At 45.1% G+C, this 14,807-nt stretch carries 11 protein-coding genes; 8 read left to right on the top strand and 3 right to left on the bottom strand.

Going from position 1 to position 14,807, the window contains the following annotated elements; genetic code table 11:
* Positions 1–29 precede the first annotated feature (29 nt).
* Both P5G49_RS00595 and P5G49_RS00590 read right to left on the bottom strand, forming a co-directional pair.
* Positions 30–2,774 carry a DEAD/DEAH box helicase gene (locus P5G49_RS00595; protein ID WP_301241502.1) on the bottom strand — a complete coding sequence of 915 codons (2,745 nt, stop codon included), beginning with the start codon at positions 2,772–2,774 and terminating at the stop codon, positions 30–32.
* Complete coding sequence (locus P5G49_RS00590) at positions 2,771–4,351, bottom strand: hypothetical protein (protein WP_301241501.1); 1,581 nt, start codon at positions 4,349–4,351, stop codon at positions 2,771–2,773. The genes P5G49_RS00595 and P5G49_RS00590 overlap by 4 nt, the downstream gene beginning before the upstream one ends.
* Before the next feature lie 245 nt (positions 4,352–4,596).
* Here P5G49_RS00590 and P5G49_RS00585 point away from each other — a divergent pair, with 245 nt between their 5' ends.
* The 4 genes from P5G49_RS00585 to P5G49_RS00570 all read left to right on the top strand — a co-directional run bounded on the left by P5G49_RS00585 (position 4,597) and on the right by P5G49_RS00570 (position 8,686).
* Entirely contained in the window at positions 4,597–5,040 is a 444-nt protein-coding gene (locus P5G49_RS00585; protein WP_301241499.1) for a transcriptional regulator, read from the top strand.
* A gap of 451 nt (positions 5,041–5,491) precedes the next feature.
* Complete coding sequence (locus P5G49_RS00580) at positions 5,492–6,148, top strand: hypothetical protein (RefSeq protein ID WP_301241497.1); 657 nt, start codon at positions 5,492–5,494, stop codon at positions 6,146–6,148.
* Positions 6,148–7,413, top strand: coding sequence for an efflux RND transporter periplasmic adaptor subunit (locus P5G49_RS00575; RefSeq protein ID WP_301241496.1), 1,266 nt, complete (start codon positions 6,148–6,150; stop codon positions 7,411–7,413). Before P5G49_RS00580 ends, P5G49_RS00575 begins: the two co-directional genes overlap by 1 nt.
* 154 nt (positions 7,414–7,567) lie before the next feature.
* Positions 7,568–8,686 (top strand): polysaccharide deacetylase family protein, encoded by a 1,119-nt coding sequence (locus P5G49_RS00570; RefSeq protein WP_301241495.1) that lies wholly within the window; start codon positions 7,568–7,570, stop codon positions 8,684–8,686.
* Between the two features lie 455 nt (positions 8,687–9,141).
* Here the strand turns inward: P5G49_RS00570 and P5G49_RS00565 are convergent, their stop codons facing one another.
* Positions 9,142–10,629: an MDR family MFS transporter gene (locus P5G49_RS00565; RefSeq protein WP_435877164.1), complete on the bottom strand. Its 1,488-nt coding sequence runs from the start codon at positions 10,627–10,629 to the stop codon at positions 9,142–9,144.
* A 200-nt stretch (positions 10,630–10,829) separates the two neighbouring features.
* On the opposite strand from P5G49_RS00565, the gene P5G49_RS00560 reads away from it, so the two are divergent.
* The 4 genes from P5G49_RS00560 (at position 10,830) to P5G49_RS00545 (ending at position 14,701) form a co-directional block, all read left to right on the top strand.
* The gene (locus P5G49_RS00560) at positions 10,830–11,435 is read left to right on the top strand and encodes a 3'-5' exonuclease (protein ID WP_301241494.1); all 606 of its coding nucleotides are present in this window, start codon (positions 10,830–10,832) and stop codon (positions 11,433–11,435) included.
* A gap of 400 nt (positions 11,436–11,835) precedes the next feature.
* Complete coding sequence (locus tag P5G49_RS00555; protein WP_301241493.1) at positions 11,836–12,813, top strand: nuclease-related domain-containing protein; 978 nt, start codon at positions 11,836–11,838, stop codon at positions 12,811–12,813.
* 31 nt (positions 12,814–12,844) lie between these two features.
* Entirely contained in the window at positions 12,845–13,300 is a 456-nt protein-coding gene (locus P5G49_RS00550; RefSeq protein ID WP_301241492.1) for a GNAT family N-acetyltransferase, read from the top strand.
* A gap of 330 nt (positions 13,301–13,630) precedes the next feature.
* Positions 13,631–14,701: a CAP and S-layer homology domain-containing protein gene (locus P5G49_RS00545; RefSeq protein ID WP_301241490.1), complete on the top strand. Its 1,071-nt coding sequence runs from the start codon at positions 13,631–13,633 to the stop codon at positions 14,699–14,701.
* Positions 14,702–14,807: the final 106 nt, after the last annotated feature.

The raw sequence follows: 14,807 nt of genomic DNA, 5'->3' as shown, positions 1-14,807 counted from the left end.
CCGATTCCATAAAGGAATCAGGGCAATAATCACCGTTCAAATGACAACAAATCATCCAATTCCGTATCGGACAATTCCGTGAGCCATTGACTTGATTGGATCAAATCTGCAGATAAAGCCGCTTTCTCGGCAAGCATTTTATCAATCTTCTCCTCAATCGTTCCGACGGTCACAAACTTATGGACGTGGACAAACTTCGTCTGACCGATCCTGTATGCCCGGTCAGTCGCTTGATTCTCTACAGCCGGATTCCACCAGCGATCCGCATGCAACACATGATTTGCACCGGTCAAGTTCAATCCCGTTCCACCCGCTTTCAAGGATAGGATGAAAATCGGGAATTCACCGGCTTGGAAAGCCTCAACCAAATGGTCGCGTTGCCCTTTCGGCATACTTCCAGAAAGGAAAGGAACGTCAATATCATACAACTCGCTCAAACATTGGCGGATCAGCTGACCCATCCCGATATACTGCGTAAAGATCAGACATTGTTCGCCATTTGCAGCAATATCCGCGGCCATCGACACAATCCGGTTCAGCTTCACCGACCGCTCCAACATCTCAGCGGCGGGCGCATGAGGCTCCTTCAGGAACAGGGACGGATGATTGCAAAGTTGCTTCAAGCGGCTTAACATTTTCAAAATAAGGCCTTTCCGTTCAAAGCCCGTCAACGTATCGAGTTTGAACTTCGTATCCTCTATGAAGCTCTCGTAAAGCGCCGCCTGCTCCGTAGTGAGCGGACAATACTCATTCTGCTCAAGCTTCTTCGGAAGATTTAACTGTAAATCCGGGTCGTTTTTCGTACGGCGCAATAAAAACGGCCTGATCTTTGCCCGTAGTTTCCGTTTCTCAAGTTCCGAATCATCCCGTTCAATCGGAATGATGAACTGCTCAGTAAACGTCCGGAAACTACCGAAATACCCTTTGTGGATAAAATCGAAAATCGCCCAAAGCTCGGACAACCGGTTCTCAATCGGTGTACCCGTCAATGCAATCTGGTGGTCACCACGTAATTTCCGAATCGCGCGCGACTGCTTCGTTTGCATATTCTTGATATTCTGCGCCTCATCAAGCGTAATGCTCGCAAATACAGTTCCGCCAAGCGTCTCATCATCCTGCGTCGCGGTACCGTACGTCGTCATAATAACATCCGGTTTACGTTCAGCAACAAGCTTCTCAAATTCTACATTCTTAGCTCGTGACGGACCGTAATGCGTATGGACTACAAGCGAAGGTGCAAATCGCTCAATCTCCTTCTGCCAGTTACCCAAAACACTCGTCGGGCAAATGATCAACGAAGGAGCATCGGTTTCCGGACGCGCATGGACATTCAATAGATAGGAGATTAACTGAATCGTTTTCCCAAGTCCCATATCATCCGCCAAACAAGCGCCGAAATGGTACTCACGCATGAAAACAAGCCAATTATAGCCTTCAATTTGATAAGGACGAAGCTCCGCATTCAAATTCTCCGGCACTCCTGCTTCGGGCAGCCCGTGTTTATTCGAAACCATATCGACATAATCACGTAACGACTGTTTCATCGAAAACGCAAGCAGGGGGTCGTCCGATTCCTCGTCATCATCGATCGGAACAATCTCCTCGGGAATCTCTTGGAACAGCAAGTCCTTCACCGTCCACTCACCGGCATCCGCCTGCTCCATCAATTCGCGGATTCGCTTCAGCCAAAGTGGGTCGATATGGAACCATTCATCACCGGAACGGATATACTCGCGATTCTCGTCAACCAACTTCTGGAATGAATCCTTGTCAATTTCCTTTCCGGCAAGGGAAAAGTTCCAGTCAAATGAAAGGACCTCATCCAAACCGGCGGCAGCGCGGTACGACTGCACACTCGCGCTTGTCCGGACACGCATCTTCGACTCCGTCACAGACTTCAACCAAGCAGGTAGTATGACGGGATAACCGAATGACTGAAAAACCGGCAAATCTTCCTGAATGAAAATCCGAACCTCGGGATCGGACATTGGCATCGACAAAAAGCGATTATCTATCTCCACCTCTATCGAACGGAGGAAAGACACCATCTCGGATTGCTTCTCCAAGATTTCGTCAGCATAATCTTTCCACTTGGCAGGCAATGCATCTGCAATATCCGAATTCATTTTCCGGACAGCAGGTGTCCAGTGCGTTCCCCGTTCACTCACGACGACCGTCTCTAACAGCCACTCCGTATCCGATTCAGCATCCGGCTCCGTCAAACGGAAAGCGACACGCACTGGCATATTCGAAACAGACTCACCAGGCCACCCAAATTTGCGTAGATGCGGCAACAGCGCCGGCAACTGGTCCAACCGCATTCCGGAAGCTTCCATTTTTTCTTGAATCGCATCATGCAAAATCATCGAAGTAAAAGCAGAAATGTTGAGCTTCTCCTCGTCAAATAGGATTTTCCCTGCGTCCATCTCCACGTGATGCCAAAAATCCGTTTCTGCTAAAATGGTGGCGGCTTCACGCAATGCAGTCAAATGGTTTTCATCCTCTGACGAAAGCCCGCCGAACGTTGCGAAAGGATGCGTCTTACCTGAAAACATCTGAATAAAATCATTCGTATTCAAATGGACGCCTTTTTCATCCGCGACCGCCATCAAGCCATATAAAGCCTGTTCATTATTGAAGAATAGAAAGGAGGAAAGCCTTTCCGGATCGATATAACGTCCCGAAGAGTCCGTTGCAGAAACCATATAACCGCCAACCGCATTTCGATCAATCGACAAATCAAAATGAAGATTCAAAGTACCCTTTTTCGTCATAGATTCAAGTTCCCCTTTTCCATTTCTTCGGATAACGCACGGAGCCTTCTGAACTGCTCGCGAACCGTGTCGATATACCGATTCCAGAAATCGGCTTTACCGCTTTTTTTCGCGCCCGCCTTCATATTTTTGAACAATCTAACAGCACGGCGGTAGCTATGACGGTTCTTCTCAGCGATGAACCGCATCGCATACGTGTGCAGCAAAGGCATGACAGCAGCAGAATCATTCGCAAGAACGAATTTCAACGTATCCGGGTCAATTCCGTCGTACGGAACATTGAACCGATGCATAAGTGCCGCCCACTCAGCGAAACGTCTCCGCTCAATGAGAAAATCGCCGAATGTGTCCACACCCGCTGCACCATAAACCATGAACAGTTCTTCTCGCCGTGCCTCGGTAAAAGCGGCCTCTTCAAGCAAACCGTCAATTTTACGGATAAAGTGATAGCCTTCATTCGAATTCCTGATTGATTGAAAATAAGAACCGATATGAGGGAAAATCGTATTCATAATAATGGAAAGGGCCTCTTCCTCTTCCATTTCAGCTGCCTTATCAGCTAACGGCAGCCAATGATCCAACAATTCACCGCCCGCCTTCTCCGCCACTATCCTAAGAGATTCTTCATCCCCTTGGGTTAAATAGAAGAAAGCGGCGAAGAACGGCGCATCGACCGAATCGTGGTCACGCAAAGAAGCAAGTTCCCTCTCCTTAGAAGCCTGATCGCGATACAAAAAGTCCCACATAATCGAATAGATTTCAAGCCGTGCCTGGAAAAGCCCTTTATGGCCTAATACCAATCCAGGGAAATCAGTCTTCAATGCCGCGTAAAAAGCATCCGTCTCAAACGGTCGTGGATTTTTTCCTAAAGCCTGTACCTGACTGCGCAATTTGCTGATCTGTTCATTGAGCCATGTTTGCACCTGCCACTGCCGGTAGGTGAAATGGTTGGATTCCTCAAGTTGGATATGGACATAATCCCATGCCGCGTCAATGAGGTGCATTCTATAGAACAATTCAAATATAGGCTTCCATTCGTATTCAAAAGGGGATAGGGGAATCACCTTTTGGTCTATTAGCGAGGATTCATGGACGAACACATTCGGACTTTCCCCATGATCTAACTCCCGAAGAGGTTTCGTCAATCTATATAACGCACTGTTCCATGCTTTTGGCGTACGTTCTGAAATGGACAGTGCCATTTGCTCTACCTCTCTTCGTTGCCAATCATGCTGCCATTCCGTCAATGACTGGAATCGGGCAAACAGGAAAAAGACAATTGCTATTTTATGCGCACACCACTCAACTTCGTCGCACGAGCACTTCAATTCCCCATCAGGGAAGGCAATTTTTACATCGATTTCCTGTCCCTCATCGATCAGCGATGCCTCCAATGCCGAACCGTCCCTTGCGCACCAAGTGCTTGAAAAAGCCCCCCTTCGGACAATGGAGATTGCTTTCCTGATGAGTAGTGCCTCTGTATGTATATCCGGACGGAAGGAATGTCTGATTGTATTCATAAATTCATTTATTTTACGCTCATGCAAATAAGAAACACGTTCTACTGTCATGTGCATTGGCTCACTCCCTAAAACTAAGCATTCCCTTCATTATAAAGGTTTTAGACCGCAACCGTAAACGATTTCATTCCAAACGGGAATTTCCAAGAGGGAATCATGGGGAAACAGCCGGAAATCAAAAATTCAAAGATAAGCATTTATTTTATAGACATTGAATACTATAGAGAACAAATCATTCACAAAACGGTCACATTTGTGATAGAATGATAATAATCGGAATATTCAATGATGGAGGGATGAAAATGCTTTCTGTTCAACGTATGACGCCGTTTTTCACAAGCCAGGAGGATTTCCGTCTACGGCTTGTGTTTGCCTATCAATATTTCTCTATTATTAAAGGCGGTGAAGTGTATCAGTTTGTGCCATCTGAAGGAAAAGAGATCGTTGTGAACGTGAAAAGCCTGCAAGTCGAGAATTTAGGTGAAGTGTTTGTCTTCCAGCGAGGGAGCAAATTCATCCGACTGCCACTCTATCAGCTGCTGCTCATATCGGATCTCCACTTGCATCTGTCGACAATTCTTGAAGGGACGTTGAAGTTGAAAATTGAAGTGCCTGAAGTGGTTATTGAGGAGGCAGGCCTGCTTATTGCGCAACTTGAAGCGGAGTATTATGATCGAATGATTGATTATGCGTTGGAAACGAAGAACCGAAGCTTATTTATACAATTGACGGAAGGAATGCTCTAATCTTGAATACGAAATCATGAAAAAACACTTATCGTCCATGTAAACGATGAGTGTTTTTTGTTTTGTAGTTTAAGATTATAGGCTTGTGGGTATAGAAGATTGCTTGCTGACTAACTTGCTTGCTATCTAACTGGTGAAGAAGTGTAGGGCGATCACGAAGACTGTGGATCCGGTTAGACCGAATAGGAAGTCTTGTATCGTGAATCGATGTTTTTCATCATTATTCATGAAAATCCGCTCCTTTGTCGATTTCCCGGGAAATTTGACACGTAGGAAATAAGGTTCTTTCAGATAGACTGGCCAAAATAGCCTGTTTCCATTCATTGGTATCTACGAAAATTGAAAAACTCTGTGGGTTTGATAAAGTAGTGTTAATGGAACTTTTATTATTTCAGCATTACAAGCAGAAAGGATTGTCGCCATGTTTTTTGAATACAGGTTTTGGCACTACTTGACGAAGCCAGATGAGCTTGCTTTAAATCTACAAACGGGAACGATGCGTAACTTTACACGAAGGCTGATCATCGTACTTCTCACGGGAATTCTGCTTTTTTCATTAAGAAACATATGGGGGATGAACACTGAAACACTCACGTCATTGATGGTTTCAATGACAACAACGGACTACATACTTGCAAGATTTGCGTCCCTAATAGGCACTATTATTTGGTCGGTACTTTACATAGGTTTTCATATTTTCGGGATTGCTTTGATCTTATCGGGGATTACGAAAATCCCATATCATCGGCTCGTTCCGTTGCAAGTGCTGATTATAGGCATATTGCTGATGGAAAAGGCGGTTCTTTTTATTGTTTTTACCATTAAAGGAGTAACCGTTAACCTTTCCTTTCTATCATTCGGCCCGCTTGCTGCGACTGTAATGGAAAACTGGTATTTGATCCTTTTTCTTAACCAATTGACGATTACAAGTGCGCTCATTATCACATTGCAATACCGCTTCATTTCGGCTTATCTCCCCGAAGTGAACCGGAAAGCGTCGTTAATGATGCTTGTTGGTCTGCATATAGCAATGGCCCTTATTACGGCATCGGTCGCATTTATCCCGTTCAATGCCATGCTGAATTCGATTTTTGGAGGTGGCTTTTGATGAATAAACGAATGAGCATCACCGTTGCCCTTATCGTCAGCACCTTCATCGCCGTCAATGTACACCTTCTTTTCTCGGAAAACAGCATGATTTCAAAGTCAGTATATGTAACTAAGTACGAGCGCATGACACCCGGTCATTTTAAAGAAGAAATTCATAAAGAAGGGCTTATTTCACCTCAAGAAACGTTCACTGTCTACGTTGGAAACGATGAAACAATCGAGCAGTGGCTTGTGAAGGAGGCTGACAAGGTCCGAACTGGTGATGAAATCGCCCTTTTACAGACAGAACACGCGGAAAGTCAGCTTGCTGCTTGGCGTTCGGAAGAGGAAGGTCTTCTTGAACAACGGAATTCCATTGAGTCAATCATTTCAAACTTGGAATCTGACCGATGGAGTGCGGATGATAGCACAAACGCGAACACTACAGAAACGCTTGACGAAACAAACATCGAAGTGAACATTAATGTACAAGTTAGCCAAGACGGGACCTATGCCCAGGCAATTGCCGAAGCGGAAAGGGAGTTGTCGGAGATTAATCGCAAACTGACTGTCGTCCAAACGCAACTGACTCAAAACTCGGCACGCCCGGCGTTAATCAGCCCAGTGGATGGAACGGTTGCCAATGTGAATAAATTCGGCACGACACTTGCGACCGAATTATACAGCGACGCAAAACTGGTTACATCATATGTTTCGCTTGAAGAATGGCAGAAAATCGAAGTAGGGGATTCAGTCCGAATCCAGGAATCAAACCTAAATATAGTCATTGAAGGAAATGTTCTATTCATCTCTGAAGTCCCTGCAACTGACGACAGATGGAAACAGGCTTATGAAAGTCTCGATTCAAACGAACGGAAAAACCCGCTTGAACTCTATGAAATTCTTATCCAACCAGCGGATGAACTTTCTGCCTTGCCATTCGGAGCGAATGTAAATGCGGAAATCACTGTCAACGAGGCAGACGCTGTATCCGTGAAAATTCACTGGTTAGAGTCTTATACGAATGGCCGCGCTGTCGCTTATAAATTGGATGATCATGGACGCGCCAGCAAAACCGAAGTCATCGTTCCGTTCGAATCAATGAATCGTGCAGTCATAACGGATGGACTGAAAATAGGAGACGTAGTTATTTACGACGAAAACCTATCCAAATACAGGACACCTTTTAAAGTATTCCTCCCATTCCCGCTCGAACTACCTGAAAAGGAGAACTGGCGAGGATTCGGATGGAAGAACTATATAAAATACGGCTTTTTAGAATAACTCCAACCGCCCATGTGGCGGTTTTTTCTTTTGAGCATAAATCCGGCAATTATGCATAATCTACGAAGAACAAGTTAATTTAGATAAATGAATACAAACACCTCCCAATTAATATAGTGAAACAGTGATCATAAAAAGAAACGGGGAAGGTAAATTGAAAAAAGTACTCTTTATAGCAATCATTGTCCTATCATTCTCATTCATCCTCTCAACAAATAAAGCCGGAGCTGCAAATGAACCCCGACGCTACATCGGCCTTCACGATAAAATGCTGCCAATCGAATACATCCGCGTAATTAACGGCGACACGAAAGTATTGTTCGAGGACATTGCAAAGTTCTTGTACATAGATTTCACAAAGGAAAACGACAAATTGAAACTGTCAAAACACGGAAAAGAAGTGACACTCTCCTTGCCGACGGAAAATAAACCTACGGACTCATTTCTTCTTGATGAGAACGGAAAACTTCTTGTCAGTATGAAGTATCTTGCAGACGAATTTGAATTCCAACTTGAATACTTTCCAGAATACTATACGTTGCGCATCTACCGGGACAACTACCCTCATATAAGCCACCAAGACTATGAAGGCGTCATCAAAGACTTTGTGAATAAAAAGCAGGTTGCATTCATTCCAATGCCGAAAAAAGCAGATGTCTACCTAACCTTCGATGACGGTCCAAATAAATTCACTGCGGTCAATAATAGGACGCTAAAAAAATACAATGCACCAGCCACATTCTTCTTCCTTGGTAACAATATGAAAAGTAACAGCAGCATCGTCAACACCGTCAACGCAGACGGGCATTACATCGGAACACACAGCATGAGCCACGACAAAGAAAAAATCTATAAATCCACCACCGCTTTCTTCAATGAAATGCATGAAGGTGCAAAATTAGTCAAACAAATGACAGGAAACGACAATAAGCTTGTCCGCGTCCCATACGGCAGTACGCCACACATCACCACCTCCATGAAGCAGCAGCTCATTAAAAATGGCTATAAAATGTGGGACTGGGACGTCGACTCGAAAGACTGGCAATATACAGAGAAAGAAGCCCACCAAATCTATTTAAATGTAAAAAACGGCGTCACCAAGGCCTTTGGTTCCGGCAACCGTTCCATCGTCATCCTTCTACACGACCGCAGCCAAACGACAATCGCCTTGCCACTCATCATCGAATGGCTCCAAAAAGAAGGCTATGACCTAAAAACATACAAACCCGACAATCACATCGTCACCAACTTCCTTCGTGACCCAATGCTCTAAAATCCCCTGCCGCCCAGATCCCTCTGCGCGGCAGGTTAATATACACCCCTAATTTGTCAACTGCACTCATCGCGAACAAAAAATCCAAACACCCAAAACCTCCCCGCGGCCCAAACCACCCCCAAAAACGCATAAACTCGCAGAATCACGCATAAATCCCTCTAAAAACGCATAAACTCTTGGACTCACGCATAAATTCGTATTCTCACGCATAACCGCGTGTATCCACGCATAAATCCCTCCAAAAACGCATAACCTCTTGGGCTCACGCATAAATCCCTCCAAAAACTCATAAACTCTTGGACTCACGCATAAATCCCTCCAAAAACGCATAACCTCATATACTTCCGCATATCCGCCGCGAAACCCGCATAAACCCGCATATTCCCGCATATCCGCCGCCAAGCCGCACCACAAAAAAGCAGCCTTCCCATTCCGGAAAGGCTGCTTCAACATTATTCGCTCTGTTCAACTACTGTTTCTCCAAGTTCCTCAGGCCTCGCACGATAAACCGTAAATGCCAAGATAACCGCAACAATCGTCATCGCAAATGCTATGAAATAGACAAGCTCAACGCCCGCCACCATTGCTAAACTCACAGTCCCTTGATCCTGAGGCGTAGCGGATTGCTCCAAAAACTTCAGCTGCCTCGCATTCAATATGCTGATAAAAACTGAAACGCCGATTGCTCCCGCAACTGGTTGCAACGTCGACATGACAGCCGTTCCGTGAGGATATAACCTTTTCGGCAACTGATTTAAGCCATTCGTCTCAGCGGGCATCATGATCGCCGAAACAGTCAACATGATCAGAATATACCCTAAAACAACGACCCAAATGGGTGTGTCAACTGTCAGTCGGCTCATCATGAACATCGTTCCGCTCAACACAATCGTCGCCGGAATCATCAATACACGCGGCCCGAATTTATCAAAAAGATGCCCCATGAACGGCGACATGATTCCATTTAACAAGCTGCCCGGCAGCAACACTAACCCAGCGGTCGCGGCAGTCAACGCCAATGGTCCCTGCATGTAAATCGGTAAAATGATCTCCGAAGCGAACATCGCCATGATAATAATCACGAACATGAACACCGCATGTGTAAACATCGGATAGCGAAATACCCGCAAATCCATGATCGGCTCATCTAATTTCAACTGACGAATCACAAATAGTACGATACCGACAGCCCCTGCAATAATCGCAACGAGCACATTTCCGCTTAAAAACCCATTCGCACTTTCCCCGGCAGCACTAAAGCCATACACAATACCGCCGAAGCCGATTGTTGAAAACACCAACGAAATAACATCAATCTTAGGCTTCGTCACTTCAGATACATTGACCAAGAACTTATAGGCAAACGCAATCGAAAACAGTGCAAACGGAATAACGATTATGAATAAATAACGCCATCCAAGATATTCAACAATCACTCCCGAAAGAGTTGGACCGATCGCTGGTGCAAACATAATAACGAGGCCGATCAAACCCATCACTTTCCCCCGGCGTTCCGGCGGGTAAATCAATAAAAACACATTGAAAATGATAGGCATTAGCAACCCGGTTCCAACTGCTTGTATCAATCGCCCGACCAATAAAATCGAAAATGTCGGAGCGCTGGCACTAATAATCGTACCGATTGTAAAAACAACCATCGTTCCAAGAAATAATTGCCGAGTCGTAAACCATTGCAACAGCAACGCAGAAATTGGAATGACAACAGCCATAACAAGCATGAAGCCCGTCGCCATCCATTGCACGGTCGGCAATGAAATTGAAAACTCATCCATAAGTGTAATAAGTGCGATATTCAGCAATGTTTCATTTAAAATTGCAAAAAAAGCCCCGATAATGAGCGAAAGCATGATTGGCAAGACCTTCACATTCGGATTATCTGCCAAAAACTCATATTTTTTCGGTTCCATTGATTCTTGCATCTAAAAACCCCTCTCATCCGCCTACATATTGTTGGCAATCCCGCCCGAAAATAGTCGGAAAGGAAAAATAATAGCATGTCGGCAACCACTTTGCAACACTTTTTTGTAAATTAAACCGATTAAAAGTTTAATATATTAAGAAACGTGTACTATAGTAGTAGAATTGAAATAATAGCCATAGTAAAGGATGTGCATCCAAGATGAGCCCAAATCATAAAGCCACCGAACTGCTACGGACAAAAACGGACATTCAAAACTGGGGTGCCCGGAGAGCCTCCCGGAAACGGAAATATAAAACAACATCCAAGCACGTCAAAGATTACATCGTCCTTGACTTCGAAACAACCGGTTTCCGAGCCGGTGCCGACCGCATCATCCAGATCGGTGCCCTTAAATACATCAATCACGAGCGAGTCGAAGTCCTCAACTCATTCATCAACCCAAACCGTCACATACCGCTCACCATAACCCGGCTTACCGGCATCACAAACGAGATGGTCGAATGGGCACCAACAATCGAACAAAAAATCGACGAACTCATTGAATTCATCGGCGACCTTACCATCATCGCCCACAACGCATCATTCGACATGGGATTCCTTTATGCCCTCGACCACATCGAAGGCATCCAGATCCCCGAATACACTGTCATCGACACCGTTAAACTCGCACGAAAAACAATTACCGAAACTCCCAATCACAAACTCGGCACCTTGGCAAAGTACCTCCAACTCGAACACGACGCCCACGACGCAATCGGCGACTGCCTCGCCACCGCCGCCATCTACCAATACTGCACCCAATAACCGCCAACCCGGCGGTTTTTTGAATCAATAACTCATAAACTTCCCTAAAAACGCATAAATGTCTCCAGAAACGCATAAACGCTACCAAAAGCGCATAAACGCTACCAAAAGCGCATAAACGCCCATAAATACGCATAAAGTCAGATACTCACGCATAAATCCGCGAACTCACGCATAACATCTCCCAAACACGCGTATTGCAGCGAATTCACTCATAATCCCAAAAACTCACGCATAAACTCTACTAATCCATCAATCCAAAACCATCAAATCTCATTTTTAAACGCCAAAAACGACCCAAAATCCAATTTTAAACCCCAAAAACGCCACAAACGTCGAGTTTGACCCAAGCCATTCCATTCCCACGCCAAGCAAGTTAAACTAATCATGAGGTGATCAAATGATCTACAAAAAGCGGAAAATGCCAAACGAACTCAAAGCTCTCATTTCACTGAACAAACGCCTGCCAAAACAGCACGAAAAAAAGCACGCCGTCCAAAAGAACCTACTCATCTATCAAGCGGGCTACAACGGCGAACTCGAATTCGACCAACAAATGGCAGAATTCAAGCCAGACTACTCACACGCCATCCTCCACGATCTATACCTACAACACGAAGGCGACTATTTCCAAATCGACTCGCTACTCATCACGCCGTCATCAATCAAAATCATCGAAGTGAAAAACTTCAAAGACAAAACAGTAATAAAAGCGAATCCGACCCAATTCATAAGAGTCTTTAGGAACGGAGATCGTAAGCCGATTCCGAATCCAATCATAGAAGTTAACCGTAAAATCCAGTACCTATCAAAATGGCTCACCAAACGCGGCATCCAAATCCCCATCGAAGGCATCCTCACATTCTCCGACACCAACGAACTTGCCATCGAAAACCCATCACCTGAGATGAAAATCCTACTAAATAGCGTTGTACCAACCTATTTAAGCTCACTACCTGAAACGCAACAAATTCTCAACAAACAAGCAATCCATGAGCTTGCAAACACAATGCTCGCATACCATAAAGATTACAACCCATTCCCAATCGCAGACTTATACGGCATCAGTGCATCCGACATCAAACCTGGCGTGATCTGCCCATCCTGCAACGAACTCGGCATGCGGTGGGGAAGGGAAAAGTGGAATTGCCTTTGCGGCCACACCGGAAAAAACGAGCACGACCAAACGATCGAAGACTGGTTTATGTTAATCAAACCTAAAATGACAAACCGCGATTTCCGCTACTTCACCAAACTCGACAACCGCAACATCGCCCGCGGTCTGTTAGCCAAAACAGCCCTGCTACTCGTCGGTGAAAGGAAAGCAGCACATTATGTACTGATAAAAGAAGGGAAATCCCCACTCCTTGTAGAATAAGACAGAACTACCTGAAATGGGGGACCTGACCATGAACATCACACTACAAAAAGTAACTCAAGACAATATACGCGACTGCGTCAGACTCGAAGTAGCCGAATCCCAAAAAGAATTCGTCGCGAAAAACGTCAACACAATCGCCTGGGCATACGTCGATCCAAACTTCACACCATACGCAATAGTAGACGACGAAACCGTCATCGGCCTGCTTGCAATCGAAGACATACCCGAAAACGAAGACTACGACCGCTACTGGATCCCGCGTTTCATGATCGGCGAACAATTCCAAGGCAAAGGCTACGGCAAAGAAGCAATGCAAGTCGCGATTCGATTGCTTGCGGCCAAGCCCGACTGCCAAAGAATCCGCCTATCCGTTTGGCCCGAAAATCCCGGAGCAATTGAATTCTACCAAAAAGTAGGCTTCACCCTAACCGACGAACTCCTTGAAGACGAGCTCGTCATGGACTACTACATCAACCAACCCTAAACGCTCCCACCAAGGAGCGTTTTTCTCATCGCAATAACTCCCCCAAACGCATAAACGTCCCCAAAAGTCCATAAACGTCCACAAAAACGCATAACCTCGCCGAATTAAGCATAACCGCCACCATACACGCATAAATCCCACCAATCCCGCATAACTGCCCACAACACAACCCCTTAATATGTAAAAACCTCTCCGCGCGCTCCAATGAAAATAGTCTATAAATAAGTCCCGCGACAAATTCACTATCTTTATCTTTCAATTCCCCTTTGCTTTGTAACCCAACTCCAAATCTACTAAAATAGAAAACATACAACACAGGAGGTTTTTTAAATGAAGAAATGGCTATCAACCGCACTCTTGTCAATTCTATTAATAAGTGCATCCAACTCGGTCTCCGCTGCTACATTTAATGATGTTTCCCCAAAATATTGGGCCTACCCGCAAATTGAGGAGCTCTCTGCAAAGGACATCATTTCCGGCTACAACGATGGTAGTTTCAAACCTGGACAACCTGTGACACGCGGACAAGCTGCCAAGATTATCGGAAAAGCACTAAAGTTAACGTCTTCCGCAAACTTTACAGCCAATTTCACAGACGTTCCGCGCACACATTTTGCATACAATGAAATCCAAGCTCTTGCTGAAAAGGGAATAATCGCAAACTCAACGAAATTCAATCCGAATGATCAACTTTCACGAGCGCAAATGGCAAAAATCATAGTCGAAGGCTTTAAACTAATCGTCGACGATAACAACCAAGTTCAATTCATAGACGTACGGAACGATTACTGGCACGGCTATATCATTACACTAGCAGAAACTGAGATTTCCCAAGGGGTTACACAATCTACTTTCGCCCCACAGGCAACAGTCACCCGTGCCCAGCTATCGGCATTCATAGGCCGTGCTCTTGAATTTGACACGAAACGGGAAGTCGGAACAATCTATTACGACACTAAACGTAAAATGTATATGGATAAATCAAAACCAGAGCCGCTACCGCAAGTAATCGATGTAAAGCAACACGCAGTAGAAACAATCAATCTCGTAAATAAAGAGCGAAAAAGCAAAGGGATCCATCAACTATCCCACGACCTTGACCTTAGCAAAATCGCACAAACTAAAGCAGAGGACATGGCCAAAAACGGCTACTTCGACCACACCTCACCAACATACGGATCGGTTGGAAACATGCTCGCCACATTCAATTACACATGGTCCGCATACGGGGAAAACATCGCAATGGGCTACCGAGCACCAGGCGAGACAGTCACTGGTTGGATCAACTCCTCAGGCCACTATCAAAATATGATGAATACAACTTTCACAAACATCGGTTCCGGCTACGCAAAATCTACCAACGGCACAACATACTGGGTACACATCTTCTCCAAAAAATAAGCAATCAATGCACCCGTGAATCCCAAAATTCACGGGTTTTTAAATTAATCACGCATAAATCCTAAAACTCACGCATAACGCCTCGCAATCCCGCATAACCGCACGC

Origin of the sequence: Sporosarcina highlanderae (assembly GCF_030433715.1) — a bacterium.
In the GTDB taxonomy this organism is placed as follows: Bacteria; Bacillota; Bacilli; order Bacillales_A; family Planococcaceae; genus Sporosarcina; species Sporosarcina highlanderae.
This window is presented reverse-complemented; position numbering and strand designations above follow the sequence as displayed.

Coding starts and splice junctions, on each gene's coding strand:
- P5G49_RS00595 (WP_301241502.1), bottom strand. CDS start 2,774: ATGACGAAAAAGGGTACTTTGAATCTTCATTTTGATTTGTCGATTGAT.
- P5G49_RS00590 (WP_301241501.1), bottom strand. CDS start 4,351: ATGCACATGACAGTAGAACGTGTTTCTTATTTGCATGAGCGTAAAATA.
- P5G49_RS00585 (WP_301241499.1), top strand. CDS start 4,597: ATGCTTTCTGTTCAACGTATGACGCCGTTTTTCACAAGCCAGGAGGAT.
- P5G49_RS00575 (WP_301241496.1), top strand. CDS start 6,148: ATGAATAAACGAATGAGCATCACCGTTGCCCTTATCGTCAGCACCTTC.
- P5G49_RS00565 (WP_435877164.1), bottom strand. CDS start 10,629: ATGCAAGAATCAATGGAACCGAAAAAATATGAGTTTTTGGCAGATAAT.
- P5G49_RS00560 (WP_301241494.1), top strand. CDS start 10,830: ATGAGCCCAAATCATAAAGCCACCGAACTGCTACGGACAAAAACGGAC.
- P5G49_RS00555 (WP_301241493.1), top strand. CDS start 11,836: ATGATCTACAAAAAGCGGAAAATGCCAAACGAACTCAAAGCTCTCATT.
- P5G49_RS00550 (WP_301241492.1), top strand. CDS start 12,845: ATGAACATCACACTACAAAAAGTAACTCAAGACAATATACGCGACTGC.
- P5G49_RS00545 (WP_301241490.1), top strand. CDS start 13,631: ATGAAGAAATGGCTATCAACCGCACTCTTGTCAATTCTATTAATAAGT.